This window comes from Streptomyces sp. NPDC101152 (assembly GCF_044768275.1).
In the GTDB taxonomy this organism is placed as follows: Bacteria; Actinomycetota; Actinomycetes; order Streptomycetales; family Streptomycetaceae; genus Streptomyces.
This window is the reverse complement of the sequence record NZ_JBIWPO010000074.1, coordinates 1-26,598: the sequence shown is the minus strand read 5'-3', so window position 1 is coordinate 26,598 and position 26,598 is coordinate 1. Positions and strand designations below refer to the sequence as shown.

The 26,598-nt window shown below is 68.8% G+C and carries 25 protein-coding genes and 1 pseudogene; 16 read left to right on the top strand and 10 right to left on the bottom strand.

Annotated features, from left to right (window positions below; all coding sequences use genetic code 11):
* Window positions 1–134 precede the first annotated feature (134 nt).
* From ACIRVK_RS42205 to ACIRVK_RS42185, 5 genes are all read left to right on the top strand, one after another.
* Window positions 135–1,037, top strand: coding sequence for a DUF6192 family protein (locus ACIRVK_RS42205; protein WP_404256928.1), 903 nt, complete (start codon window positions 135–137; stop codon window positions 1,035–1,037).
* Between the two features lie 3 nt (window positions 1,038–1,040).
* A complete protein-coding gene (locus ACIRVK_RS42200; RefSeq protein WP_404256926.1) occupies window positions 1,041–1,451 on the top strand; it encodes a RacP protein in 411 nt (136 codons plus the stop codon).
* 83 nt (window positions 1,452–1,534) lie between these two features.
* Window positions 1,535–1,909, top strand: a complete 375-nt coding sequence (locus tag ACIRVK_RS42195; protein ID WP_404256924.1) for a transposase — start codon at window positions 1,535–1,537, stop codon at window positions 1,907–1,909.
* On the top strand, window positions 1,857–2,477 hold the full coding sequence (locus ACIRVK_RS42190; protein ID WP_404256922.1) for an ATP-grasp domain-containing protein: 621 nt from the start codon (window positions 1,857–1,859) through the stop codon (window positions 2,475–2,477). The genes ACIRVK_RS42195 and ACIRVK_RS42190 overlap by 53 nt, the downstream gene beginning before the upstream one ends.
* A 108-nt stretch (window positions 2,478–2,585) precedes the next feature.
* The gene (locus tag ACIRVK_RS42185; protein ID WP_404256920.1) at window positions 2,586–2,873 is read left to right on the top strand and encodes a hypothetical protein; all 288 of its coding nucleotides are present in this window, start codon (window positions 2,586–2,588) and stop codon (window positions 2,871–2,873) included.
* Between the two features lie 250 nt (window positions 2,874–3,123).
* On the opposite strand, the gene ACIRVK_RS42180 is transcribed toward ACIRVK_RS42185, so the two are convergent.
* The gene (locus ACIRVK_RS42180) at window positions 3,124–5,418 is read right to left on the bottom strand and encodes a GMC oxidoreductase (RefSeq protein WP_404256918.1); all 2,295 of its coding nucleotides are present in this window, start codon (window positions 5,416–5,418) and stop codon (window positions 3,124–3,126) included.
* Window position 5,419: 1 nt separating this feature from the next.
* Entirely contained in the window at window positions 5,420–6,532 is a 1,113-nt protein-coding gene (locus tag ACIRVK_RS42175; RefSeq protein ID WP_404256916.1) for an alpha/beta fold hydrolase, read from the bottom strand.
* Between the two features lie 378 nt (window positions 6,533–6,910).
* Here ACIRVK_RS42175 and ACIRVK_RS42170 point away from each other — a divergent pair, with 378 nt between their 5' ends.
* Window positions 6,911–7,096, top strand: a complete 186-nt coding sequence (locus tag ACIRVK_RS42170) for a hypothetical protein (protein ID WP_404256914.1) — start codon at window positions 6,911–6,913, stop codon at window positions 7,094–7,096.
* Window positions 7,097–7,320: 224 nt separating this feature from the next.
* Window positions 7,321–7,488: a hypothetical protein gene (locus ACIRVK_RS42165; protein ID WP_404256912.1), complete on the top strand. Its 168-nt coding sequence runs from the start codon at window positions 7,321–7,323 to the stop codon at window positions 7,486–7,488.
* 893 nt (window positions 7,489–8,381) lie between these two features.
* Here the strand turns inward: ACIRVK_RS42165 and ACIRVK_RS42160 are convergent.
* Entirely contained in the window at window positions 8,382–8,837 is a 456-nt protein-coding gene (locus tag ACIRVK_RS42160; RefSeq protein WP_404256911.1) for a hypothetical protein, read from the bottom strand.
* Between the two features lie 146 nt (window positions 8,838–8,983).
* Between ACIRVK_RS42160 and ACIRVK_RS42155 the strand changes: the two genes are divergently transcribed.
* Complete coding sequence (locus ACIRVK_RS42155) at window positions 8,984–9,661, top strand: sigma-70 family RNA polymerase sigma factor (RefSeq protein WP_404256909.1); 678 nt, start codon at window positions 8,984–8,986, stop codon at window positions 9,659–9,661.
* A gap of 184 nt (window positions 9,662–9,845) precedes the next feature.
* Here the strand turns inward: ACIRVK_RS42155 and ACIRVK_RS42150 are convergent, their stop codons facing one another.
* From ACIRVK_RS42150 to ACIRVK_RS42140, 3 genes are all read right to left on the bottom strand, one after another.
* Entirely contained in the window at window positions 9,846–12,152 is a 2,307-nt protein-coding gene (locus ACIRVK_RS42150; RefSeq protein ID WP_404256907.1) for an NEW3 domain-containing protein, read from the bottom strand.
* Window positions 12,153–12,469: 317 nt separating this feature from the next.
* On the bottom strand, window positions 12,470–12,856 hold the full coding sequence (locus tag ACIRVK_RS42145; protein ID WP_404256905.1) for a hypothetical protein: 387 nt from the start codon (window positions 12,854–12,856) through the stop codon (window positions 12,470–12,472).
* Between the two features lie 20 nt (window positions 12,857–12,876).
* Complete coding sequence (locus ACIRVK_RS42140; protein WP_404256903.1) at window positions 12,877–13,050, bottom strand: hypothetical protein; 174 nt, start codon at window positions 13,048–13,050, stop codon at window positions 12,877–12,879.
* Window positions 13,051–13,303: 253 nt separating this feature from the next.
* On the opposite strand from ACIRVK_RS42140, the gene ACIRVK_RS42135 reads away from it, so the two are divergent.
* The 6 genes from ACIRVK_RS42135 to ACIRVK_RS42110 all read left to right on the top strand — a co-directional run bounded on the left by ACIRVK_RS42135 (window position 13,304) and on the right by ACIRVK_RS42110 (window position 20,174).
* Window positions 13,304–14,512, top strand: a complete 1,209-nt coding sequence (locus tag ACIRVK_RS42135; protein ID WP_404256901.1) for an ROK family transcriptional regulator — start codon at window positions 13,304–13,306, stop codon at window positions 14,510–14,512.
* A gap of 163 nt (window positions 14,513–14,675) precedes the next feature.
* Entirely contained in the window at window positions 14,676–16,001 is a 1,326-nt protein-coding gene (locus ACIRVK_RS42130) for an ABC transporter substrate-binding protein (RefSeq protein ID WP_404256899.1), read from the top strand.
* 2 nt (window positions 16,002–16,003) lie between these two features.
* Window positions 16,004–17,002, top strand: a complete 999-nt coding sequence (locus tag ACIRVK_RS42125) for a carbohydrate ABC transporter permease (protein ID WP_404256897.1) — start codon at window positions 16,004–16,006, stop codon at window positions 17,000–17,002.
* A gap of 11 nt (window positions 17,003–17,013) precedes the next feature.
* A complete protein-coding gene (locus ACIRVK_RS42120; protein WP_404256895.1) occupies window positions 17,014–17,862 on the top strand; it encodes a carbohydrate ABC transporter permease in 849 nt (282 codons plus the stop codon).
* Between the two features lie 40 nt (window positions 17,863–17,902).
* Window positions 17,903–19,186 carry a 6-phospho-beta-glucosidase gene (locus ACIRVK_RS42115; protein ID WP_404256893.1) on the top strand — a complete coding sequence of 428 codons (1,284 nt, stop codon included), beginning with the start codon at window positions 17,903–17,905 and terminating at the stop codon, window positions 19,184–19,186.
* Entirely contained in the window at window positions 19,179–20,174 is a 996-nt protein-coding gene (locus tag ACIRVK_RS42110) for an N-acetylglucosamine kinase (protein ID WP_404256891.1), read from the top strand. The genes ACIRVK_RS42115 and ACIRVK_RS42110 overlap by 8 nt, the downstream gene beginning before the upstream one ends.
* 167 nt (window positions 20,175–20,341) lie before the next feature.
* On the opposite strand, the pseudogene ACIRVK_RS42105 reads toward ACIRVK_RS42110, so the two are convergent.
* The 3 genes and pseudogenes from ACIRVK_RS42105 to ACIRVK_RS42095 form a co-directional block, all read right to left on the bottom strand.
* Window positions 20,342–20,884 (bottom strand): annotated as a pseudogene (locus ACIRVK_RS42105) (dienelactone hydrolase family protein); the annotation flags it as partial.
* Window positions 20,885–21,100: 216 nt separating this feature from the next.
* A complete protein-coding gene (locus tag ACIRVK_RS42100; RefSeq protein ID WP_404256930.1) occupies window positions 21,101–21,295 on the bottom strand; it encodes a ferredoxin in 195 nt (64 codons plus the stop codon).
* 44 nt (window positions 21,296–21,339) lie between these two features.
* A complete protein-coding gene (locus tag ACIRVK_RS42095) occupies window positions 21,340–22,551 on the bottom strand; it encodes a cytochrome P450 (protein ID WP_404256889.1) in 1,212 nt (403 codons plus the stop codon).
* Between the two features lie 167 nt (window positions 22,552–22,718).
* On the opposite strand from ACIRVK_RS42095, the gene ACIRVK_RS42090 reads away from it, so the two are divergent.
* Window positions 22,719–23,333: a TetR/AcrR family transcriptional regulator gene (locus ACIRVK_RS42090; protein ID WP_404256887.1), complete on the top strand. Its 615-nt coding sequence runs from the start codon at window positions 22,719–22,721 to the stop codon at window positions 23,331–23,333.
* 154 nt (window positions 23,334–23,487) lie between these two features.
* Here ACIRVK_RS42090 and ACIRVK_RS42085 read toward each other — a convergent pair whose 3' ends face one another.
* Window positions 23,488–25,251 carry a heparin lyase I family protein gene (locus tag ACIRVK_RS42085; protein ID WP_404256885.1) on the bottom strand — a complete coding sequence of 588 codons (1,764 nt, stop codon included), beginning with the start codon at window positions 25,249–25,251 and terminating at the stop codon, window positions 23,488–23,490.
* A gap of 218 nt (window positions 25,252–25,469) precedes the next feature.
* Between ACIRVK_RS42085 and ACIRVK_RS42080 the strand changes: the two genes are divergently transcribed.
* Window positions 25,470–26,402: a helix-turn-helix domain-containing protein gene (locus ACIRVK_RS42080; RefSeq protein WP_404256883.1), complete on the top strand. Its 933-nt coding sequence runs from the start codon at window positions 25,470–25,472 to the stop codon at window positions 26,400–26,402.
* The last annotated feature ends 196 nt before the right edge of the window (window positions 26,403–26,598 follow it).

Below are 26,598 nucleotides of genomic sequence, written 5' to 3'. Positions count from 1 at the left end.
CTCCTGCGCCGACGGCGACAACTGCCGTGCGTCCCCCACCAGTTCACTCACGCAGGGAACAACGACCCAGAACACCTACCGTTTCGGATCAATAGATAGGGTGCCGCACCCGGGCCCGTGGGGGTGGTGTCCGGATGCCCGAGATGATCGGCAGCGTGACCCGGGAACGCTACGGCGAACTGGTCAAGCTGAGACGGGACTGGGTCGCCACGATGAGCGGCGCCCAGTGGCGGATCGGTGATGCGGCCACGGAGATCGAGCCGATGCGCTCGTATGGGGGCGCGAACCCGTCCGGGAAGGACGACCTGTTCACGGTCAGCGAGTCCATCTGGCTGTTCGCCGAGGACATCGGCCTGTCGTACTCCACCGTCCGCGACTACCGGTGGGTGGCCTCCCGCTGGCCCAAGGAACGCCGGCGGACAGACGTCTCGCACACGATCCACAAGATCCTGGCTGGCATCCCGGATTCCGAGGAACGGTTCGAGGCGGTGAACAACCCCCCACCCAACCTCCGCGGCGGCGAGCCCAGGTGGACGCACGACAGCGCGAAACGCGTGGTGGGCTGGAAGGTCGACTCCCCGGAGAGCGTCCAGGAGAAGGTGGAGGCGATCCATGATCTGGCCTCCGATGACGCGGTCGCGTCGGTGGTGACCACCGACTTCCTGCGCCGTCCCGCGGTTGCCTCGAAGGCAATGGCTGACGACACCGCCCGGCACGCCGTCAACGAGGCCCAGTTCGACCGGTTCCGCCAGCAGGCCCAGTTCGTGCACGAGGAGGCGGCCCCGCAGCTGCAGCGCATGGAACACAGTGCACAGTTCATGGACCTGGTCGCGGCCTGCGCGCAGTTCGTCGCCACGGCCGGCCGGATTGCGCCGAACCTGCGCGGCGAGCAGTACGACGCCGGCGAACGCGACACCATCGGCAGGGGCCTGGCGAGGGTACGCGCCGCGGCCGACTGGATCGAGAACGCCGTCACCCGCGGCGAAGTCGACCTCGACGAGCAGCTCGCAAGGCTGCTGAAGGGCTCGGGTGAGTAGGCGATGGGGCGGGGTGTCCCCGCTCACGTCCACGCCGAAGCGATCCTCAGCGCCCTGCAGGAGGCCCGCCCCGCCGGACTGACCATCACCCAACTGATGGCCGCCACCGAGCGCACCCGCGCGCAGGTCCACACCGGGCTTGCCCACCTGCGCCAGGTCGCCGCCGCGCGCGGCCTGCCGCCCGTGACCTGGGACAGGAAGTGGGGATACCGGCTGCTGGACAACGCACCGGAGGTATGGATCGGCTACGAGCGGGCGTTCTTCGACACCGTGCACCACCGCGTCGAGAACTTCATCGCCGGGATCTTGCTCCCGCACCAGAAGAAGACCCCCGGCGACCCCTACATCCGCACCGTCATGGCCCAGATGGGCGCAATCGAATCCACCCTTCAGCTGTTGGCCAACCTGGAGTGAACCAAAACAGGAGAAGGCAGGCAACGGGCCGCGACCACACCGCAGTTGGCTCCTGACACCCAGATCGCGGCCCCAACCTCGCGATGCTGCCGCACTACCGCTACCCCTCCGACACCAGCGACGTGGAATGGTTCCTGCTGGAGCCCCTTCTCCCCATTCCCGCATGCCAGACCTCGAAGGGCGGCGCCCCGGAGAAGTGGCCGCGGCGCCGCGTGGTCGACGCCATCCGCTACATCACCGACAACGGAGGGGGTGTAAAACTAACGGCGGATCCGACGATCATGGAGAGACGCCAAGTGACTGATACCGCCGTGGAGTTGGAGACCGTGGAGCCTGTCGAGAGTGCCCAGTCGGGGCAGCCTGTGCCCGTGTCCGACGACCAGCTCGTCGCGATGCTGGTGGAGCGTGCCCGGTCGGAGGGCCGCGCCCCGCACCACGATCGTCTCGGACCTGGGTGAGCTGCGGGCCCTGGACGCGGTCGGCGCGGTCGCCTTCCCCTGCGTCGTCAAGCCGGCCGACGGCGCCGGATCGGCCGACGTCACCGTGGTCACCGGCCACGAAGGCCTCGAGCCAGCCTGGCACGCCGCCCTCGCGACCAGGGCGATGTACGGCATGCCGCGTGACCAGCGCGTCCTGGTCCAAGAGCACATCTGCGGCAGCGAGTTCAGCGTCGAGTCCGTCACCCAGCACGGTGTCACCACCCACCTGTGCATCACCCGCAAGCACACCACCAACGGCATCCACCGCGTCGAGCTGGGCCATGCGCTGCCCGCCCGCCTGCCCGCGGCCGCCGAGCAGGCTCTGCTCGACCAGGCCGGCCGTGCCATCGCCGCGGTCGGCGTACGCAACGGCGCCACCCACACCGAACACTTCGGACGCATCGATCACCTCTTCGCCCAGGCACCCAACGAAGCCTGGGAGCGACGTTCGTGCGGCGACGGCGCAAAGGGCCCGCGCGTCTACCACTGGGCCGCCCTGCAGATCACATCCATCGAGGACTTCGACGGCGAGATGCCCACCCACTAACGATGGGCACTGGCACGCCGCAGCATCAGCAAGCCCGAAGAGATCGCCTACTACCTCGCCTACGCACCGCTCGACACCACCATCGAGCACCTCGTCCGCGTCGCCGGGATGCGCTGGGCCATCGAGGAAGCCTTCCAGGCAGCGAAGAACGAGTGCGGCCTCGACCAGTACGAAGTCCGCCGCTATACCGGCTGGATGCGGCACATCACCCTGGCCATGCTGGCGCACGCGTTCCTGGCCGTCATGGCCGTCATGGCCGCCGATGCCGCGGCAAAGGGGGCAGCAGAAACGGTTCCTGCCTCACGCCCCTCACCGTGGCAGAAGTTCGGCGGCTCCTGGCAACTGGCCACTCACCCCTCGCCGTTCACCAACACCTCATCAGCGCACGCGCACTGAGATGGTCACACTGGCGTAGACGACGCCAAGCCGTCGCCCGCCGCTGCCACTATCAGCGGCGGCTGCACACGATCGAGGGGCGGTCCGGGAAAGAGAACACGGGCCGACCATCAGCCCACTACACTCACCCAAACCGCCCCTGAACAGGGAAAACGTCAAAGTGCTGCTGGAGTACTAGGCGCCGTACCGCGGGAAGCAGCACCTTGATTCTCTGCGAGCCCTGCGGACGGGATGCCATGTCCGGACCTGCTCAGCGGCGCCCCAGGGCGTAGGTGTTCCAGAGTTCGCCGGCGAAGAAGCGGCCGAAGCGCGTGAGGGCCGCGGTGCCGTGCGGGCCCGTTGTACGGAACGTCGTGAGAAGGCGCGCGAGATCGGTGGCGCCGAGATGTGCCGTCCCCGTGCCCAGGAGGCCGGCGTCGGTCCCGCCTGGTTCATGGACGTGTCCGTTCAGGATGCGGAAGGTCAGCCTGGTGGTGTCGGTCCACAAGCGGACCGGGGCGCCGGGTGCCAGGTCCTTGCGGCCGGTGAAGGTGCGGGGGAGACCGTCGGCGTCGGTGAAGTGGAGCTGGTAGCGCATCGTGCGGCAACCGTCCGCGAACAGGCGGACGCGGCCGTGCAGGACGGGGCGGCGCCCTCCGAAGGAGGGGCTGTTGATCCAGCCGTCCGCGCGCGCCTCGTGGTCCGGTTCCTCCAGAAAGGCGTCCACGTCGTCGACCGTGATGGTGAGCCGGAACGCGAACGGTTCGGTCCGGGACTGCTCGGCACCGGGCGCGTAGCGTCCCCGCAGTTCCTCCGTGAACTGCACTGAGGTGCGGCGGGGGTACGTGCGATGCGCGACTGCCGGTGGAGCGGCGGGACCGTGCTCCAGCAGGCGGGTGCACATACGGTCGGCCAGGGCCGCGATAGTGAGGGCCGGGTTGGGGCCCACCGGGCCGGGCATCGCCGCCCCGTCGGCGACGTACAGACCCGGGTGGCCGAAGACCTCGCCATACGGATCGCAGACCCCGGTGCCAGGGTGCCGGCCGATGGGGGCGCCGCCGAGGGGGTGCACGGTGACGACGCGATGCCGGTGCCAGAGTGGATGGTCGGCGTATCCGCCGCCGAGCGCGCCGGCGATCTGCCGCATGACGCCGCGCGTCCGCTCGAACTGGGCCGCGCTGCCGCCCCGTACCGTCCAGGTACTGTCCAAGCGGCCGCCGCGCATGCGGAGTTCGCCGTCCGGCACGTCTCGGCCCATCGCGAGCAGCGGTAGGGACGTACCGGTGAACGCGCCGTCGCCGAGGAGCTCGGCGAGCGCGCCCGAGAGGCTGGGGTCCGGGGCGTGGGAGATCCGGTCGAGAAGCCTTCCGGTCAGGAAGCGGGCCGCCCGGGAGACTCCCTGCGGTGCGTGGGCGCCTTCGACGAGCCACTCCACGAACCCCGGGTATCCGGCGTCCTGGATGTACCCTCCGCGTCCCGCGTCCGGTACGCCGTCCAGATCGTCGGACAGCCGGATGGAGCTGGTGATGACCGGACCGCGGCTGGGCCGCATCGGCCGCGGCGTGGTGCCCTGCCTGGCCCGGAGCACGAACGCGAGGTGGTCGCCGTTCGTCGAGAACCGGCTGCCGATCACCGGGCTCAGACCGGGCAGGTTCCGGCGGGAACGCAGCAGCAGTGAGACCGTGTTGTAGGTGCCGGCGGCGAGGACCAGACGGTCGCAGCTGATGGTGTGAAGCGTTCGGAACTCCGATTTCTCTTCGTCGTCCGGTCCATGTCTGACGTAGTCGACCGCGTATCCGCCACGTGCGAGTGCCCGCACCGCGCGCACCTCGTGCCCGGTGCGCAGGTCCGCGCCGTGCCGCTGTGCCGCCGACAGATAGGTGTGGTCGAGACTGTTCTTGGCTCCGTCGTTGCAGCCGAGGTTGCACTCGCCGCACAGCCGGCAGGTACGGCGGCCGACACCGTGCAGGTTGCCCCCGTCGATGTCGGCGAGCGGCAGTCCGGGCCCGGGGTCGGCGCCCGGTTTGGGGGCGAAGCTGATCGCGAGCGGCGGCCGTTCCGCCGTCAGGCCCAGCCGTTCGGCCGCTTCACGCATCGCGTGCGCCCGGGGTGTGTCCGTGTAGCCGGGGCGGTCGAGCGGGTAGGGGACCGGGCGGAGCATCCGCTCCACCTCGTCGTAGTGCGGGTCGAGTTCGGCGCGGCCGACGGGCCAGGCCTCGTAGCCGCCGCCGGGCAGCGGCTGTTCCTCGACGAACCAGCGCTCGTCCTTGCGTAGCAGCACGCTTGCGTAGATGAGCGATCCGCCGCCCAGCCCGCTGGCGACGACGGAGTCGAAGGCGCGGAAGCTCCAAACGTCGAACAGGCCGTGCAGCCCTGCCTTCGGGTCCCAGAACGCGCGGCCGATCTCGGCCGGGGAACGGGCGAAGCCGCCGGGCGGGTAAGCGCGTCCGCGTTCCAGCAGGACCACCTGCTGCCCGGCCGCGGCCAGCCGGTACGCGGCAACGGAGCCGCCGAATCCGGAGCCGACGATGACGGTGTGGACGCGTTCGGCGTGCGACTGCGCCATCTCATACCGCCCTTCGGCGGAGGAAGTCGATGAGGTGTGGGAACACGTCCCGGTGCGCGTCCCGGCCGATGAACATGTCCACGTAGCCGTAGCGGGGGGCGACGAACAGTTCGTAGCGGTCGGGGTCGGCGGTCGCTCGCGACATCTCCTCGTGCTCGTGTACGACGGAGTCCCCGAAGACGCGGTTGTGCTCGCCGGTCAGGAACAGCACCGGTGGGCCGCCCTTGGCTGCCGCCGCGAGGTAGTCCTGCGGGAGGCGTGCGTGACGCGGCTGGGTGGCGTCGTACTTCACGGCACGACCCGCTCGTACGATTCTGTCGATGTGCCGGTGGTAGCCCAGCCCGACGGGGCCGAGCAGGTCCGCGATGCGGTCGTGGGTGACCGGGTCGAGATTTTCGTGGCTGTAGAGCGCGGGCCAGCCGGTGCCCCACATGAAACTCACCATGTGGCAGGCCGGGTTGTCGCACTCCGGGTGCGCCAGTGAAACCAGGCGGGCGAGTAATCCGCTACGGCTGAACCAGGCCGCGTCGCCGCTGCGCGGGTCGAGCCGGGACAGCCCGAGCGCGCCCTCGATAAGCGCGGGACCGTACGCCAGCTTCCAGCGCGACCAGGCCGGTACGCGCATCAGCAGGCCGACCGCGTTGACGACGACGCTCGTGATGTCCCGTACGACGCCAGCGTACAGGCTCATGAGGAAGGTCATCGACCCGAGACAGTGTGCCACGACGTGCACCCGCCGGTTGCCGACATGCCGGCGCAGTTCGGCGAGTGCGGCCGGGTAATCGTACAGGGCGATGTCGTCGAGGGTGTGTGCGTGTGGTTCCGTGTTGTACGGGAAGCGGTTGCTCATCCGTATGTCGAGCGTCCACACGTCCGCGAAACCGTTGTCGAGAAGGCAGGTCGCCAGGTTCCGGTGCTCGGGCATGATGAACAGGTCGCTGGACGCGGTCAGTCCATGGACGAGGAGTACGACGTCGTCGCACTCCGCTCGGCGAAAACGGGTCAGTTGCAGACCGAGCCCGTCCTCCGTGGTGACGGGGTGGACGCTGACCTGGGTGTCGGGAACGCCGGTCGTGGTGTGACGGGGGACGGTGGCGCCCTCCTGGATCGGCATGATGGTCCCCCTCGATCGGCCGGCCGGCCCGCGAGGGCGCCGACGGTCGGACAGATGTTTCCCTCGCTTTTCAAAGCTCCTCGGCGCAGCTGCGTGCGTTCGAGTACGCCGTGGCCGCGCTGAGGCGTTTTGGCCGGGATTGCGGGCCGGAGAACGTCCGGTGCCACGTCCCACGCCCTGCCGCCGCCGTAACACCGTGCGGCGACGGCGACGGCTGACGATGATTGCAGCACTCAAGGATACGCTGATCGGAAGGACTTCGAAGCGACAAGTGACGTGACAACTGCCGCTTGCTGACGGACCTTCCGTGCTGCTGCCGAGGCGTTGGCATCCGGTGCGGGCGCACGACGCTACTGGGACCGCAGCTACCTCACCCCCGTGCCCCGCGTCGACATTCTCGACGAGGCCTTCGCCCGTTTCGAGCAGGCCGGGGAGAGCCGCCGGATCGGGTTGCGGATCCGCACTGTCGGCCAGGACTTCGCCCACGAGGCCCCTCTGCTGCTGCCGCTGCCATCCCGGCCCGGTTCAACGGGGCCGAAGCCGTCCTCCAGCTCCGGGCCCTGATCGACACTTCGACGCCTACTGGCGATAGCACCTCGCCCGCGAGCACGAACGCCTCTACCCAACCCCCGACCAGAACACTACGAACTCACGGCCGTACATGGCGCTGAGTAAACGGACCGACCCGCCAAAGTAGCTGATACTCCTGTCCCACCTGCAGGTCTCCGAGGCACTTCCGCCTTCGAGTGCACCTTCAGACGGGCCCGCCAGGGCGATAGAGTGTGGTCGTGACGGACCATTCGTATGACGCGGCCTACATCGAGGTGATCGAGTTCGATGCCGCCGTGCGCAGACGGCCGGGTATGTACCTCGGGGTGCAACCTGAAGATCCGAAGCTGCCGGCCAACTTGCTCTGCGCGGTGGGCCGCCATGGACCAGCCGCACGCCTGGCATGACCCCGGTGCTCCCGTCCTCGGATACTGCGGCTCCCTCCTCGGGCCCGAGTGGTGGCTGTTGGCCGCTGCTGCCGAGCTGTCCGGGCAGGTGACTGTTGAGATGTGGTGCGAAGGGCACGGTTTGCGTCAAGTCCACACCGGCATCCGGCCTCGTACCGCCCCCCGAGCGTTTCATCCACCACCAGGCAACGGCACGAGAGTGAGTTTCACCTTCGACCCGGCATATGTCGGACCGCATTTCGTTCTCCCCACGGAACTTGAAGACCTCGACCTACACGGTCCGCACTGCTCGCAGCCAGCGGGCTCGGGCCACGTCCTGTTCAGGGACGTCCGCCGCGGACAACCAGTACAGGATGTCTTGCACCGTTGACTCAACCACGTGATCAGGGACGTCCCTCAAGGGGAACTACACCCAACGCAGATGGGGCGAGCGCCACGGTCAGCACGAACCCCGAAGTGGGTGAGGTGTAGGACGGATTGATGGGGGCATGCGAGATGCGGACAGGGAGTGCGGCGCGGAGCCTGGGGAGGTCACGCGCCGCCTTCTCTGTGCAACCGCGGCACATGCCGGCCACTTCGGCCGCCCAGTACGCGGGACGTGCCCGGCTGTGGCACGGTGGAGGGGCTCCTGGTCCGCCGCTTTCCCCCGTAGCGGCGGGCCAGGAGCATGCTCTGGGAGCGAAAACTGGACACGAATGAGGCGGGCGTCAGCTGGTGGGTGCGCAGGTCCAGCACGCACCGGTCTTCACGAACAGCGCGGTCGCAAGGGTGTCCAGGTCGGCGTCCACCGAGCCTCCAGGCTTCAACGTCGGGCAGTGCGACGCCGGAGCCTGGAAGCACGGTGATCAGCGTGGTGAGCGGCGGAGCGTAGGTGGCGGACGACGAGGGTCAGATCATTCCGTGAGCTCGAATCGCTGGGCGATCTCCTCGATGAGCGGCAGATGGTCCTCCCAGGTCGCGCTGCCCATGCCGAATACCCAGGCGGCGTTGCCGTGCACGGCGAAGTACTGCCGACTCCGGTAGATGATCGTCTCCTTGCTGTTGCGGACGACGAAGTCCAACGCCACCCCGGAGCAGCCGGCGAAGGTGACCTCGGCGCGTGTGAAGTCGCCGTAGCCATGGGCGGCGAGCTTCTCCTGGGCCTCATCGGCGACCTGCGTGGCGGTCATCTCCTTGGAGGGCACCTTGAAGACGATTAGATTCCGTCCGGGGCCGCCGGTGGCGCGCAGGACCTCCGGTCCATTGGAGGGGACGGGCGGCAGAGCATCCCAGTCTGCGGGGACGTGGAGAACAGCCCCGTAAGGGACGATCTTGATGGGCTTCCAGGGGCCATCACTGATATCGGGCATGCGGCGACCTTCCAGAGTCGGGCGTTGCGTGGTCGCCCAAGGTGATACCGGTGGGGCGAGGCGATGCGAACCTCGCACTTCCGTCTCGCTCCGGTATCCGTACAGCCAGGCATCCGACGCGCACCCAGACCCAGGAGATCATCGTCGTGAGCAGGCAGCAGGTTCCACCGGAAGCCATCGACCGTGACCGCCTGGTCGCCGAGCACGGCCACCTGGTCGAGCGCGAGGCCGCCCGCTACCGCACCTGGCACATCGACCGGACCGATCTACGGCAGGCTGGCGTCCTCGGACTGCTGATCGCCGCGTCCCGCTTCGATCCCGAGCGCGGCGCGCCGTTCGCGGCCTACGCACACAACTGGATTCGCAAGGAAATCCAGCGAGCCATCTCCCAGCAGGAATTCCCCGCGGTGCTGCCTGCCGGCCTCATCGGCCGGACCGTCGCCCTGCGCCGGGCCCTCGGCGAGCACGCCGACCACCTGAACCTGGCCGCCGCCGCCCTGGGCATCTCCCCGGCGACAGTCACAGCCCTCCACCGGCAGCTGAACACCATCGCCACCGTGGACGCCGAGGAGCTGCCCGTGCCCGGATACATCCTCACCGACCCCGAACATGCCGCCGTCGCCCGGGACTTCGCCACCGCGGTCCGCGCCGCCATCGCCCGCATGGACTCACGCCAAGCCGATGCCCTCGTCCTGCGCTACGGCCTGGACGACCAACCGGAACGGTCATTCCGCCAGATCGGCCGCTACCTCGGAGTCTCCGACCACACCGCCCGCAAACTCGTCGACCGCGCTCAGACCGAACTCCGCCGCCTCATCAGCTGAAGCCAGCAACAGCGCCCCATAGCTCGTGCCCCCGCACCCCATGCCTCGGAATCAATCATCCAGGCAGCAGTGGCGGCCCGGCGCCCCGCCCAGGCGCGGACCGGCCCCGATGCCCCGACCATGGGCCTTCGGACCGGCCACGCGCCGCTCGACCTGTTGACGGCACTCCCTCACACGGAGGTCATCACTGACCGCTGGTGGTGAAGTCGGCGAAATCGTCCTCGTTCGGGTAGCCCGGGTTGTGGGCGGTGCCGAAGAGTCCGACGTCCTGGGTTGCCGCGGCGGAGGGGACTTTCGCGGTGCTCAGTTGTGTCCAGGTGGTGCCGTCGGTGGAGTAGTAGCCCGTGTAGGTGGTGCCGGCGCGGACCAGGCGGATCCAGCTGGGCAGGACGGGCTTACCGACGCCGGAGCCGTTGGCGGCGGTGCCGGAGTCGAGCCGGCCGTCACCGTCGGCGTCCCACTGCATGAAGTAGCCCTTCTTCGCATTCACTCCCACGGTCACGAAGCCGGGAGAAGTGTTCGCGCCGGTGATGTTGTTGCGCACCATGATTCCGGTCTTGGCCCCGGAGTTCTGGTACTGCTGTCCGGTGACGCGGACCGTGGTGGTGGAGCCGTCGTGTTCCGCGCCGGGGATGTACAGCGCCCCGTACTCGTTGCTCGATCCGTAGACGTCGGCGCCGGCCGCGCGGATGCCCAGGGCGGTGCCGACTTGCGAGAAGTTCGCGGGCTCGGGCGTGGAGGCGAAGGTGCGGAACGGGGCCTTGACGGGAGCGCCGAGCACGACGGAGGTGTGTCCTGCGGTGGAGCCGGCGGCCCGGGCGCCGGTGCCGGTGTTCCAGAGGAAGCGGGCGGTGGCGTCCAGCTGTGCGGTCGGGAAGAGCTGGGTGATGGACGCCGGTGCGGTGACGAGGTAGGCGGCGCGGACGGTCTCGCCCGGCGCGACGGAGGCGAAGGAGATGCGTGAGAAGGGGATGGTGGTCCAGCCCCTGGGGACGGGCAGGGCCACGTGGACGTCGGTCGCGGCGGTGGTGCCCCAGTTGGTGAAGTCCGCGGTCACGGTGGTCCGCTGACTGGTCTTCAGAGTGTCGAAGGCGGCCACGGTGAGGCCGGTCTGCGGACGGGCCACGACCCTGCCGGGGGTCGACGGGCGCGCTCGGATGAGGGCCACCCCGTGGGCGGGGACCGAGGCGGCGACGGCGTCGCCGGAGGATCGGGTGACCTCGTGCGTCCACAGGTTGTCGAGGCGGTATGAGGAGGCGGCGGGCAGGCCGGCCGTCTTCGGGGCGACGGAGACGGTCTGCGCGGCGGACCCCGTGTTGAACAGCCCGATGATCACGTCGCCGTTGGACTCCGTTTTGGCGAAGACCTGCGCGGTCGCGCTCTTGCTCACCCGGGAGGCGTCGATGGCGTCCTGGTCGACGGCGATCACGTCACGGTTCGTCAGCAGGTTGAGGTCTGCGGCGTCGAGCTTGGTCAGGTTCGTGCCGAGGAGCAGCGGGGACGCGGCCAGCGACCACAGGCTCAGCTGGGTCTGCCGCTCGTCGGGCGTCAGCCCGCCGGCGTCGCCGTTGCCGACCTCGATCGAGTCGTAGTCGTTGAACGCCCCGGGGCCGCCGTACGGTTGCCAGTCCGCGACCTGGTCGAACCGGGCCGACACCCGCTGCCAGCTGGTCAGCGGGGTGCTGGACCCGTTGACACCGCAGTAGCACTCGATGTCGCCGCCGGTGCGCCAGCCGTTGCTGGTGGCCTGCCAGGTGGCGGCGTCGGCGATGCTGAGCGAGTTGGACAGCTCCAGGTGCATCGGGCGGCCGGTGGCGGCAATGGCCTGGTGCCAGGCCTTCATGTCGGGGCGGTTGTCGGTGGGGACGAGGCCGCCGCCAGGGCCGACGAAGTCCATCTTGATGTAGTCGACGCCCCAGGAGGCGAACAGGTCGGCATAGCTCTGGATGTACTCCTGCGCACCGGGCTTGCCGAAGTCGATGCGATAGGAGTCGTTGTGGGTGTTGCCGGGCTGCCTAGGGTCCGCGATGTCCTGCATGTGGTACGGGGCGCCGTAGACCGGCAGGTTCTTCTGGTACGCCTCGATCGGGACGCCCGGCGTGAGGTAGATGCCGAGCTTCAGGCCCAGGCGGTGCATATACGCGGCAAGCGCGGGGATGCCGTCGGGGAAGCGGGTGGTGTCCCAAGCGTCACGCCCGTACGCGTCCAGGTGGTCGGACCACCCGGCGTCGATGTTGACGTACCGGTAGCCGTACTTCCGCAACTTGTCGTGCATGACCCGCGCCTGGGCCTCGATCCCGTCCTGGGTCAGGTTGCTGCCTTCGCGCAGAGCGCTCCAACTGCTCCAGCCCATGGGCGGTGTGGACGAGACGGGGGCGATGGTGTCCGTCGGGGCCTCGGGTGCGGGCGCGGCAACCGCGGGTGACATCCCCGCGGCCAACCCGAAGGAGAGCAGTACTGGTAGCAGACGTCTGATCAATCTCGTTCGCATCAAGCGACTCCTCAAGGTGGTCAACGGCAACGTGCCTCGTCCTACCGGTGGACCCGCACATGTTCTACGTGTGCTCCACCGCCGCGTCAACACATTCATCCGATGAATCATCAGAGTCTTGGGCGGCGGGATGTCTTCTGCGGTCAAGTGATGCCCCGGGGCCGGGCCGCACTGGCCCCTGCCGCCGAAGAGGGATCGACCTTGTGGACCTCTCGCCCAGAAAGTCTTGTTGGCCTCGTCGACAGGCCGTCGGCGCACACGTTCTACACGACATCCGTGGATGGCAACGCTGCGTGGGAGCGCGATGATCAGTCCGGTCAGCCCGACGGTGGGGTGCCGTTGCCAAGGAGGAGGTAGATGATCGGAGCGAAGCCGGCCAACGGGACGGTCCGCATCAGCATCGCGAGCGGCAGGAACATCGACTCCAGCGCCGGGACCAGTGCGAAGACGATCGACAGCAGCGCCGAGGAGCCCGGACCGAAGCCGAAGCCGAAGCCGACGGCGGCGTCCCTCGGCGTCACCTGCAGCGAGAGCATCCTCGCCCCCTTGTCGGCGGCTGTGACCGTGCCGTGCTTGGGGTCGGTGAACAGGTAGTTCCACACGTTCACCGGGCTTTTGGCGATGTACGGGCCCACGTCGAGGGTGTCCGCGGCGAGCTGCCACAGCAGCATCAGCGCCAGGTAGGAACACTTCAGCGTGGTCACCGAGAGGAGCGGACGGCGGATCAGCAGTCATGTCCCCGGCCCGCACCGCGCCGTGGCCGGCACCCGCCGGCGGCCCAGGGAGTGGCGAACCGTTCCAGCCGGCTCATCGGCTCGTAGGCGGTGCCCGTGACGGCGGCGCACAGCACGGCGAGCGCCCACAGGGTCTGGGGGGTGAACCGGATCTGGGTGCCCATGCCACGGCCGAAAGCGGGGTCACCCGCGAAACGCTGGACCGTCGGCGCCGCGAGCACCTCGCCGGCGCACTCAGCGTCCTCGCCCGGGGACTGCCGGGCGACGGGGGGCGACTGACACGGGGGCAGTGACGGCGCGTCACCTGTGGCTCCGGCACTTGCGCCGTGCCGGGCGGATACAGGCTTGTGCCGGTCCTTGGACCGGCGTATAAATAAGCAACTTTCTTTCTTACAGAGCCTGAGAGGTGAGGTCGACGTGACCCGCCGGTATCCAGCAGGTCCGCAGGGCCTGCTGCGTTCTCTCAACGGTCGCGCGGTCCTGGAAGCCATCGGCCGGGACGGACCGATCACGATCACCGATCTTGCCGGGCGGATCCCTCTGTCGCGGCCGACGGTGGCCGCAGCGATCGCGCAGTTGACGGAGCAGGGCGTGGTCGCCGAGGTGGGTCCGGTGACCGGACGCAAGGGGCCCGCGCCGACGCTGTACCAGGTGAACGCCGACTGCGCTTTCGCGATCGGTGTGGATGTCGGACACCGACAGATCCGTGCCGCCGTGGTGGACGTGACCGGACGGGAACGGGCCCGGGTGCGGGTCGCACAACAGGGCCACCGGGGCCGCGACGCGCTCGTCGAGCAGATCCTTGAGATCTGCGTCGACGTGGCGGGACAGGTGGGTCTGCCACTGGAGGGCATCACCCATGCCGTCATGGGACTGCCCGCCGTGGTCGGAACGGACGGCCGCGCCCTGTCGTACGCGGCAGGGCTGCCCGATGCGGGGCGTGGGCTCGGGGAGGCCCTCGGTCGTGCCGTACCGGTGCCGCTGGTGCTGGAGAACGACGTGAACCTCGCGGCGCTGGCCGAGCGCATCCACGGACGCGGTACCGAGGTCGACGACTTCGTGCTGCTCAGTCTCGGTGTGGGGCTCGGTCTCGGTCTGGTGGTCGACGGCCGGGTCAGGCGGGGAGCGACCGGCGTGGCGGGCGAGGCGGGGTATCTGCCGAGTGACCGGATGATCGCGTCGGTGGGAGAGCGCCGGGATCTCGTCCAGGACCATCTGGGCGCCCGTTACATCAGCGCACGCGCACGTGAGCTGGGCCTGCCCGGCGACGGCAGTCCGCGCAGCGTCTTCGCACTGGCCCGCGGCAAAGACCCTGCCGCGACGGAGATCGTCGAGGACACCGCCCGCAGTCTCGCCTACGTGGTGGCCTGCGTGGTGCCCCTGATCGACCCGGCGCTCATCGTGCTGGGCGGTGCCATCGGCACCAACGGCGACCTGCTGCTCGAACCCATCGTGCGGCATCTGGCCGATTTCAGTGACTTCCGGCCCCCGGTGGTCGTGTCCGGCCTCGGTCAGGACGCGGTACTGCTCGGCACCACAACGAAAGCGGCCGAACTCGCCCGGGAGTCCGCCTTCACAGCCGCCACGACGTCCACCACGGGGGAGCCGCAGATGTCTCCGCACTGATGCCCTGACGCACTGATGCGCCACGGCGACGCCGTCTTGCCGGACAGCGTCGCCGCTCAAGGGCTCCGGGCGATGCCGCGCCCGGGTCCGATCGACCGATCCGTCACCCAGGAATGCCATCTCCGAGAGAGGACGATCAGTGTTCAAACTTATCACCACAGGGGTGGCCTGCACGGCTGCGGCCGTGCTGCTGGCCGGCTGTACCTCCGGCGGGCCCGCCGATTCGAAGCCCGTGTCCGCCATCTCGCCCGGCGCCTCGCACGCGCCCACCAGGGTCACCGTATGGACGTTCAACCACCTACCCAACGAGGTGGCGGCGTTCAAGTCGACGCTGAGCCGACTGCACGCCAAGTACCCGTGGCTGACCGTGAATTTCGTGCCCAACAAGGACGACGCCGCCTATGCCAAGGCGGTCGCCGCGGGTGACCCGCCTGACGTGTTCATCGGATCGGCGCCCGACAACGTGGCCAGGTTCTGCTACAACGGCACGGTCGCCGACCTCACCCCATATCTGTCCTCGGCCGGTGTGGACACGGCCAGGACCTTCCCGGCCGCGACCCTCGTCTACACCCGCTACCAGGGCAAACAGTGCGCGCTGCCGCTGCTGACCGACGCCTTTGCGCTCTACTACAACAAGAAGATGTTCGCCGCCGCGGGCATCACCGAGCCGCCGAAGACCCTCGCCGAGCTGACCGCCGACGCCAAGAAGCTCACCGTGAAGAACCCGGACGGCACCATCAAGACCTTCGGCTTCGTTCCTCGCTCCGACTACGACGTCAACCGGTACCTCTACACCGGCGTGAACAGCGGCAGCGCGTTCTACGACAAGGACGGCAAAGCGACGCTTTCCACGGACGCCAAATGGCAGCAGCTGCTGAAGTGGGACCGGGACCTCGTCGACTACTACGGCGCAGCGAACGTGCAGAAGTTCGTCGGTCAGTACCAGGCTCACGCGGACGACGCGGGCAACCCGCTGCTGACCGGCGCAGCCGCCATGGAGTTCGACGGTGAGTGGCACATCGGCGAGATCGCCTCTGCCAAGAAGGACCTCGACTTCGGCGTGGTCGCGATGCCGGTCCTCGGCGGCTCCACCGGCGGCACCTACGGCGCCGGCAACACCCTCGGCACCGTCGCCTATCTGTCCGCCGGCTCCCAGCACAAGCAGGAGGCGTTCTTCGCGCTCCAGCAGCTCACCACCGACACCACGTTCCTGAACCAGTTGGCCGACGCGGTCTCCAACGTCCCCAGTACGTTCGCCTCGCTGAAGGCGTGGGACCAGGCGGACGATCCGCACTGGAAGCCGTTCGTCGACATCTTCAAGAACCCCGGCTCCTACTACAAGACGCTCACGCCGGCCGGCGTCGAGGACATGGACACCTGGCGCGCCTTCCTGCTCCAGTACGAGCAGGGCAGCGTGAATGACGCCGCTACCGGGCTGGCCTCGGTCGGGAAGAAGATCGACGCCCTCAACTCCGAGAGCGGGCGGTAGGGATGACGACCGTCGTCGCTCCCGTCGGCGAGGCACCGGGCAGGGCGTTGACGCGCCCGGCCCGGGGCCGCCCGCGCCGCCCGAGCAAGGCGCGCTGGTGGGTCGTCCTCGGCTTCCTGTCGCCGTTCGTCATCGGGTTCGGCATCTTCGTGCTGTACCCGGTGATCGCCACCCTGTACTACTCGCTCACCGACTTCCAGGCCGGCTCGTACCGACCGGTGCGGTTCGTCGGCATGAACAACTACCGCGCCCTGTTCACCGAGTCCGATACCTTCTGGGTGTCGGTGCGCAACACCCTGTGGATGGTCGTGGTCATGGTGCCGCTGCGCACGGCCTGGGCGATGCTCACCGCCTGGTTGATCATCCGGGTCAGGCGGGGCCGGACCGTGTACCGCACGCTGTTCTTCCTGCCGTCCATGGTGCCGGTGGTGGCGGCGGCCCTGTCCTTCATCGTGCTCCTCAACCCCGTCGGGCCCTTCAACAGGCTGCTGAGCCTCGTGGGTGTCGCCGGCCCGGGCTGGTTCTCGGACCCCGCCTGGTCCAAACCCAGCCTGGTCCTGATGGCCATGTGGGCCAGCGGAAACGTGATGGTCATCTTCTCGGCCGCCATGCTGGACGTCCCGCGGGAGTTGTACGAGGCGGCAGATCTCGACGGCGCGAACGGCCTGCAGAAGTTCCGCAGCATCACCCTCCCGGCGATCTCCCCGGTCATCTTCTTCGCCCTGCTCACCGGGATGATCTATACCTTCCAGTACTTCACCGAGGCGTTCGTGGCCTCGAGCTCCGCGAACATGACCGCGTCCAGCAACGACCTCATCGGCTACCCCGCCAACTCGCTGCTGTTCTATTCGACGGAGCTCTACCGGCAGGGCTTCTCGTACTTCAAGACCGGATACGCCTCGGCCATGGCGTGGCTGCTGTTCCTGATCATCTTCGCGGCGACCGTGGTGTTCATCCGCGCCTCGCGCCGCTTCGTGCACCACGCGGGCGGTGGCCGGTGAGTACCGTGAACATGTCCAGGCGCCCCCCTTGCGCCGGCCGCCGTCTGTTGTACGTGCTGGCGGAGCACGCTCCCGCCGTCGCGATCGCGCTCTGCTTCCTGCTGCCGCTGATGATCTGCGTGCTCACCGCGTTCATGACCCAGCAGCAGTCGGGCACCGGCTCGCTGTGGCCGTCACCGTGGGAGTTCGGCAACTTCCGCAAGGTCTTCTCGGCCATGCCGTTCGGCAGCGACCTTGCCAACACCATGCTGTACGCAGGTCTCTCCACTATCGGCGTCGTCGTCTCCTCAGTGCCGGTGGCCTACGCGCTGGCCCGGCTGCGCTGGCGGGGCCGGGAGGCAGTCTTCCTGGTCGTTCTCGCCGCTATGATGATTCCGGCCCAGGTCACCAGCCTCCCGCTGTACGTCATGTATGCGCACATCGGCTGGGTGGGCACCCTCAAACCGCTCATCGTCCCGTCCTTCTTCGGCGACGCCTTCAGCATCTTCCTGCTGCGCCAGTTCTTCCTCACCATCCCCGACGAGTTCACCGAGGCGGCCCGGATGGACGGCGCGGGAGAACTGCGCATCCTCTGGCGGGTCCTGATCCCCATGACCAGACCGGCGATCGCCGCGGTGGGGCTCTTCGCGTTCCTCTACGCGTGGAACGACTTCTACAACCCGCTGCTCTACACCGGCAACAGCGACACCGGCCAGACGCTCGCGGTGGCCCTCAGCCAGCTCGCAAAGAACGGTCACCAGAACGCGTACGAGCTGCAGATGGCGGCCTCACTCATGTTCCTCCTGCCCGTCCTGGTGCTGTTCTTCCTGGCCCAGAAGGTCTTCGTCGAAGGCATCGCGCTGACCGGCGTCAAAGGCTGAACGTCCGCCGCGCAATTCACAGTTGGCCGAGGGAGCACTCGTGAAAATCACCGTTGTCGGCGGTGGCAGCACCTACACACCCGAACTGGTCGAGGGCTTCGCGCGGCGCGCACCCCTGCTGCCGGTCGACGAACTCCTCCTGCACGACATCGATCCCGAGCGGCTGCACGTGGTCGGCGGGCTGTCCAGGCGTATCCTGGCCCGGCACGGATTCCCCGGCCGGCTCACCACCACGACCGACCTCGCCCAGGCGCTGGACGGATCGGCCGCGGTGCTGATCCAGCTCCGCGTGGGCGGGCAGGCTGCCAGGCTCGTGGACGAGACCCTGCCGAACAGGTTCGGCCTGCTCGGCCAGGAGACCACCGGAGCGGGTGGCTTCGCCAAGGCTTTGCGCACGGTGCCGCTGGTGCTGGACATCGCGGAAGAAGTGCGGGAGCGGGCCCTGCCGGGCGCCTGGATCGTCGACTTCACCAACCCGGTCGGCATCGTCACACGCGCCCTGCTGGACGCCGGCCACCGTGCGGTCGGCCTGTGCAACGTGGCGATCAAGGCCCAGCGCCGGCTGGCCGCGCGGCTGGGCGTCGAGCCCGGCCGGGTGCGGCTCGGCCACGCCGGCCTCAACCATCTGACCTGGATCCGTTCGGTCACGGTGGACGGCGTGGACCATCTGCCGGAGCTGCTGGCCGGAGACGCGCTCGACGAGCTCGCCGCCGAGACCGGCGCACCGGCACGCCTGCTGCGCGACCTGGGCGCCATCCCCTCCTACTACCTCCACTACTTCTACGGCACCGACGAGGAGGTCCGCCGCCAGCTCGACGGGGTGCACCGGGCCGAGCAAGTACGGGCCATCGAAGGGGAGTTGCTCACCCTCTACCGCGACCCCGCCCTGGACCGTCTGCCGGAGCTGCTGGAGCGCCGGGGCGGGGCGTACTACAGCGAGGCCGCGGCCGCGCTGGTCACCAGCCTGCTTACGGGCGACGGTGCACACCACTACGTGAACGTCCGTAACAACGGAAGTCTGGCGGGTCTCCCGGACGAGGCCGTCGTCGAAGTGCCGGCGCACGTCGACACCGAAGGGCCCCACCCGGACCCTGTGCCGCTCCTGCCGCCGGAGATGCTCGGCCTCGTCCAGGCGGTCACCGCGTACGAGACCCTCACCGTCGAGGCCGTGCTGACTGCAGACCGGACGGTGGCCCGGCGAGCCCTCGTCGCCCACCCACTGGTACGCCAGTGGGACCGGGCCGAGCCGCTGCTGGACGCCCTGCTGGAGGCAAACCGCCCCCACCTGCCCAGGTTCTTCGGCCGTGAGGCGGCCGATGTCTGACCTCGTGGTGGGGGTGGACGGCGGGAACTCCAAGACCGACCTAGTCCTCGCCGACACCGAGGGACGCCTACTGGCCTGGGTGCGCGGCCAGGGTACCCGTCCACACACGGAGGGCATGCAGGTCACCGCCGAACGGCTCGCACACCTGGGGCGCCGGGCCCTGGCGAAAGCCGGCCTGGGGGCCGGTCTCCCGGTTGCGGTCGGGGCGTACTTCCTCGCCAATGTGGACCGACGGGCCCAGGAACGGTCTGCGCTGGATGAGTTGTCGGGGAGGGAGGTGGCCGAACGCGTCCTCGTACGCAACGACACGCTCGCCGTCCTGCAGGCCGGTGCGCCCGAGGGCTGGGGCGTGGCGGTGGTGTCCGGCGCCGGCATCAACGCCGCCGGCGTGCATCCGCGGGGACGCTCGGCCCGTTTCCTCTCGCTCGGCGAGATCACCGGGGACTGGGGCGGTGGTCTCGCCGTGGCCCGCGCCGGGCTGGGAGCCGCGGTGCGCGCAGGGGACGGGCGGGGTCCGGCCACCAGGCTGCGCCGGGAGCTGCCGGGAGTCTTCGGACTCGCGTCCGTGGAGTCCGTCGCGCTGGCCGTCAGCAGGGGCGAGATACCTCTCGTGGCTCTGCACGGGCTTGCGCCCCTGGTGTTCGCGACCGCGGCCGCCGGCGACGCGGTGGCGCGGGACATTGTGATCCGTCTCGGCGACGAGATCGTCGCGATGGTGACCGCACTGCTGCGCCGACTGCGCCTGCTGCGCACCACGACCCCGGTCGTGCTGGGCGGCGGCACGCTCCAGAACGGGCAGGTCATGCTGCACGACCACATCCGCGAACGGCTGGCCGCCGAGGCCCCGCGGGCCGAGTCCCGTGTCCTGGACGTGCCCCCGGTGGCGGGCGCGGTCGCCGCCGCGCTCCACACGGCGGGCGCGTCTCAGGACGCGCAGCGGCGCATGCGCAAGACGATCGCCGGGATGAGCCCGCCTCGCCCGGCGTGACGGACGAATCTCACGATGATGTCAACGGGCGGTTGGCCATCAACAGGATCCAGCAGGTGGAAGGCTGTGATCTTCTCGTCGAGATCGCGTGAGCCGTCCCTCGTAGGCCGGGCCGCCGGGCGGCAGGGCGGGCGGTAGCCCGGAACGGTGGCTTCCGGGCCGGAGCCTCATGGGTCGGCCAGGGCTCGGTCGAGGAGGGGGAGCAGTCGGTCCCGGTGGTGCTGCAGCGGAAGGGCTGAGGGCGTCGGTGTCGGACATGGTGAAGCCGTGGACGGTGCCGGGGTAGATCTCGCAGGTGTAGTCGACACCTGCGGCGTCCAGGGTCTGGTCGAGCTCCCCGAGCGCCTCGGGCGTCATGTCGGTTTCGGCATGGCCGAGGTGGACCCGGGCGATGAGCGTGGACAGGAAGCGGCGCAGACTGTCGGGCCCGTCGGCGCCCACGGAGCCGTGGAATCCGGCCACGGCAGCCACCTGGCCGGGGTGGGCCGCGACGGTGCGCATCGCCAGGAGGCCGCCTATGCAGGAGCCGTCACCACGACCGGACCTACCTCGGGCTGGGCTGTGAGGAACCTGAGGTAGGCGTCCGCGTCGCTCAGGACACGCTCGGCGGTGTGCGCCTCGATCAAGGGCATCAGCTGGGCGAAGACCGCGGGCCGGACCTCTTCTCCGATGTACTCGGGAAGTTCGGTCACCGGTGCCGGGTCGTGCCTTTGACCGGCGACCCTGCCCAACGTCAAGTCGCACCACAGGTGTTGCACACGATGCTGGGAAACCGGCTGGATGCCCCGAAGCCCGCGTCGCTCCGACCAATGCGACGCCACTGGCCTGCAGATCCTCGATGCCCGGCACCTGCGCGGGCGGGTGCCGCCCCAGATGCCGCAGCCGCCGAGAGGAGCGAGATCCGGGGCCCGAGGCGGCGGGTCACCTCACGCTTCGACGGTGATGGCCCGTGCCGGGCAGACCGCGGCGGCGTGCTGAACGTCCGTCAGCCGCTCCGCCGGTGGATCGGTGTCCAGCAACACCACGATCCCGTCCTCGTCGCGCTGGTCGAACACGTCCTCCGCGGTCAGCACACACTGCCCGGCGCCGACACACTTGTCCTGATCGATGATCACCTTCAAGACGTCCTCCGTCGCGTTGTCGTCTTCGTCCTGTTGCTCGGGAGTCACCAGGTCACGGGAAGCTCGCTGACACCACCGGTGAGGGTGGTGCGCACCTGAAGCTCGTCGAGCGCCCTGGCAAGCCGCAGACCGGGCAGGCGGCGGGCGAGCGTGGCGAACACGATGCGCAACTCCGTGCGGGCCAGGCTCGCGCCGATACAGAAGTGCGCGCCGTGCCCGAATCCGAGATGGGTGCGTTCCGGACGGTCGGGGTTGAACGTCTCGGCGTCGGTGTAGACGGACGCGTCGCGGTTGGCGGCGTTGACCGACAGGATGACGGCGTCGCCGCGTTGGATGGTGACACCGGCGACATCGACGTCGGTGTGGGCGTACCGCAGCAGGCCGAGGTCACCGGGCGCGCCCAAGCGCATGATCTCTTCGACGGTGGCGTTGACCCGGCCGACGGGGTCCGCGGTCAGCGCCTGCCAGTGGTCGGGGCGGGTGAGGAGGAAGAGCGTGCCCAGGCCGATGCGGTTGACCGTCGTCTCGTGCCCGGCGAACAGCAGCCCGACACAGAGCCGGATCATCTCGGCGTAGTCGTAGTCCTCGTCGGTGCTCTGGGCGCGTACGAGGTCGGAGATGACGTCTTCCTCCTGCTGTGCGCGTTTGGTCTCGGCGAGGCCGGCCATGTAGTCGTTGAACTCGTCCCGCGCATGGTGGGCTTCGTCGCCGATGGTGTAGTTGGCCATGCGCTCCGACAGCGAGGCGAAGTACTCGCGGTCGTTCTCGGGAACGCCCAGGAGCCGGCAGATGACCGCGACCGGCAGGGGGAAGGCCAGCCCGGCGTGCAGGTCGACGACTCCGTCGGACGCGGCTGCGTGCTCGGTGAGCAACTGGTCGACATGATCGTCGACCAGGTCCTGCATGTGATCGGAGAGCATGCGCATGCGTTTGGCCGAGAAGGCCGGGGTCAGCAGCCGGCGCATCCTTGTGTGGTCGGCCTCCTCGGTGTCGTAGTTGCCCGTGGGGCCGTCCAGTACCGCGGCGGTCGTGATGCGTGAGGCTCGTTCCGGCTCGGGATGGGAGCGGCCGAGTCGCTTGTCGCTGAGCAGGTCACGAACCTCCTGGAAGCGTGTGACCAGCCAGGCGGGATCTCCGGCCGGCGTGGTGACCGGCGTGACTGGCGCCTCCCGGCGCAGCACTTGGTACAGAGGCGCGAGATCCAGCACGTTCGGCCGTGTGAAGGGTAGTTGCGAACGCTCGGCGGTGACGCTCATGGCTTTCCTCCTGTGATCTTCGGGCAGGTCGACCGTAGGCCTTGTTGGCAGTAACTGCCAATAAAGGTTTCGGCCAGCTCACAAGCGGCTCGCGGCCATGCTTAGATCGCCCGATGAAGGACTTCATGGTGGGTAGCGGCCCCGTACCCCGTAGGGGGCGGCCTCCGGTGAGCGACGAGCAGCGCCAGCGGCTACGCCTCGACATCTCCCGCCACGCGGTCCGGCTGTTCGCCGAGCAGGGCTTGGCCGCCACCTCCGGCGAGCAGATCGCGCGGGCCGCCGGAGTCTCCCAACGTACGCTGTGGCGTTACTTCCGCACCAAGGAAAGCTGCGTGGAGCCGTTGCTCACGATGATGATCGACGCGTTCCGAACGGTCCTGTACGCATGGCCGCCCGAACTCGACCTGACAGAGCACCTGCGCGCGGCCTACCGACCCGTCCTGGACTCGTCTTCCGGCGCGGACGTCGAGGCGGTTCTCGCAGTGGTCCGGATGACCCGGGACGAACCCGCGCTACGCGCCGCCTATCTCGTGCTCCGGGAGCGCGCGGAGGACACCTTCGCCGAAGTTCTCGCCGAACGCATGGGCGTGCAGCCCGACTCGTTCGATGTCCGCGTCCAGGCCGCCGCCATGAACGCCGTACTCAAGGTAGCGGCCGACGACCTCGCCCATGCCGCGGCCGAAAACGGCGTCACCCGCGAAACGCTGGACCGGCACCGCGAACACCTCGCCGGCGCACTCCGGGTCGTCACCCCGGGACTGTCGGGCAAAGGAGGTGACTGACACCGGCCTGTTCGAGCCGTTGCGCAACCCGGGTCGTGCCCCCCTGGCCGGGATCGGCGCAGCGCCTGTGCCGGCCGTCGCCGTTCACGGCGCCACGGACGACCCCTGCCGGCGGAGATGTCCCGCCGGCAGGGGTCGTGGTGATATACCCGGGTCACTGCCCGTCGTCGGTGTGCTGGGTGTGGCGTCGCGTGCCTGCGTGGTAGAGGACGTTCGTGCCCTTCATGTCCGCGCGGTACAGGGCCTGTTCCATGTAGACACCCTTGCTGTTGTCGTCGAGCGTCTGCATGTGGGTCAGAGGCAGGACCTGCTTGCCGTTCAGCCAGATCTCGGCGAAGCCGACCTTGGGGTCGGTGGAGAACTTCAGGTGTACGTCGAAGTGTTGCCAGGTGTCGTACTGCAGGTCGCCGAGGGTGTAGAGGTGCTCGGGCTGCGAGTAGTCGCAGGGGTTCTTCTGGTTGTTGAGTTCGTTGTCGAAGACCAGTTGCGGGCCGTTGTCACCGGGGAGGATGTCGATCTGCTCGGGCGGTGAGCAGTTGGCGCGTGTGTCCATCCACTGGGTGATGTCGGTCCAGTCGGAACTCCACCCGGTCTTCTTGTTCGGGTCGGAGGGTACGTACGTCCACCACTCGTAGTACGCCTCGTCGCCCGGGTTGCCGCCGGTGTCCTTCTGGGTGGCGGTTGCCTCGGCGCGCTCGTCCTGTGCGTTTTTGGTGGTGTTGACGGTGAACTTGCCGGCCACCCCCGGCCGCCCGCCGGGAGCGGCCACCTTCTCCAGCGTTGAGTTGCCCCAGTCGCCGCCGGCGTGGATCTCCCAGTTGTACGTGCTCCAGTCGCCGTCCCACAGGGTCTGGTCGCTGCCGGAGGGCGGGGGCGGGGGTGTGGTCGGCGGGCTTGTCGGGTCGGGGTTGGCCTCGGCGGCCACCTGGTGGATCGTCTGCGCGTTGTCGGGGTTCTCCAGGTCGTCGGTGAAGGCCATGATGTAGGCGGCGTCGTTGTCCAGCGCCGTCTGGAAGTCGTCTATCAGCTTGTCGCCGGATTCCGAGGTCATGCGGCGCTGCTCGCCGATGAGCGTGGTCTTGTGCCAGTCCTCGCCCTTCAGTGGCCAGGTGGTGCCCAGGCCGTTGTCCTGGAGCCAGGCGCCCTGCGCGACGGCGTAGTCGAGGGTCTTCTGTTCGTTGTAGCCGTTGGTCGAGCCCAGGAACGTCTTGTCCGGCATCACCGCGACCGGCGTCGTGGTGAACGCCTGACGGTAGGTGCTGATGGCGTTCTGTACGTAGCCCCACCACATGTCGTCCGTGTAGCCGATGGACTGCCACAGACTCAGGATGTTCTTGTTGTTCTCGCTGTCCGGTTTTGTCTCACCGCCGATGCCGACGCTCGCGTCGATGAACGCGACGTTCTCACTCCCGTCGTAGCGGGCCGCGAACGCCTTGATGAAGTCGTCGTAGTCCTGCTCGAACGTGGGGTTCCAGTACTGCGGAAGGACCGCCTTGTCCTGCTCGGCGACGGACTTGACGCCTTCGTCGTAGACCCACTTGGGGGTGCCGTGCGCGGAGTCGGCATCCTTGTCCCACTTGGTCTGGCCGGCCGCGGAGACGCGCAGGATGACCTTCTTGCCCGCGTCGACCCACGGCTTCATGTCCTTGTCCACCAGGTCCCAGTTGTACTGGCCTTTCTGGGGTTCGAGTTGGGCCCAGTAGTAGACCAGCGAGCGGCCGGCGACATCCGGATTGCTCGCCAGGTCGGAACTGTGGCCGCCGCTGAAGGCGTAGATGCCCTTGAAGTCGGGGTACTTGGAGTCCTTCGGAGATGCGGACGGTGCGCCGGACCGGTGCGCGGTGGCCGCGGAGGCGGCTGTCATGCCGCCGGTGGCTAACGCGACAGCGGCCAGCGAGGCCAACAGCTTGGATCGCATGTTCCTGCCCTGCCTTCGATCGAGTCGGCGGGCGGCCGGAGGAGCCGGCCTGAGCCGCCGGGGGTTGTTGCGTCGCCGCGCACGTTGGTGCGTGGTGACGCCTGGCGGCTTCAGGGAAGATGATCGGGGAGTTGATGACCAGGCGATGCGGGCGGTGAACAATCAATCCGCGGCGCGCGGCATCAACGATGGTGACCGTGTGGGAGGAATGTCCACTGATGGGACGACCTGAACTGCCGCTGGACCCCGCCGGCGGACCGCTTGCCGCGTTCGCCGATGACTTACGCGCCCTGCGGCACAAGGCCGGAACCCCCAGCTACCGGCAACTGGCGGCCCGGGCTCATTTCTCGGCCACCGCACTGTCGCGCGCCGCCTCCGGGCAGGCACTGCCGTCGCTGGAGGTCACTCTCGCCTTCGTCGCCGCGTGTGACGGGGACACCCGCGCCTGGCAGGCGCGGTGGCGGGCGGTACGCACGGAGTTGACCGCCGCCACCGGCGTCGACGCGGAGTCCGACTCCGAGCTCGAGCCGGGACGCGACCCCGGCATCTCGACCCTCACGGGCGGCGTCCGCGTCAGGGGCCGCCTGCGCGTCGCGGTGGCCTTTGCCGTCGCGCTGGCCGTCGCCGGTGGGGTGGGCGCGGTCCTACGGCCGTCCTTGGTCGCGGGCCACGCCTCGACCACGCGGCCCGCCCCCGCCGGGGCGGCGGCCACGCGCCAGACGCACGAGGGCGACGACGCCGGCCCGGTGCGCCCGGTGCTGCGCGAGGGCAGCGTGACCCTGCGTCCGGACCAGCTCATCGACTTCGACAACCCGTCGTGGCCGATGTCCAGCGGCGATGACGGCAACCCCTACGACCTGCAGCTGACCTCGGACCAGTACACCCTGACCAGCATCGGCGCCGACGACATCACCATCCTTCCCCCCAGCAGGCATGGCACGCGCGACGAGTGTGCGGCCCGGAATGACTACAGCCAGCCGGTCACCGCGCCCAAGGACCACGTGGGCACGCAGTTCTGCCTGATCACCGACGCCCGCCGATACGTGCTGTGCCGCATCACCGGCGTTCAGCACGACGCCGCCGGCCACCCGTCCCTGGTCCGCCTTCATGCGGTCCTACCTTCTTCCTTGGGTCGGACGGGCCAGTCGTAAGGTCCAGAGATCCAGGGACACCGGGTATGGCTTTCATGCGGTTGCACCCGATGGTTCTGGCCACCTGGCCGCCCGTGTCCCACGACGACTCGGCCGCTGATTAGGAGATGCGGACCTCTGCGGTATCGCTGAGTAGGACCACGCCGGCGAGGTCGTCCGGAACCACCGTGCACATCGAACGACCGGAGGAAGCCGT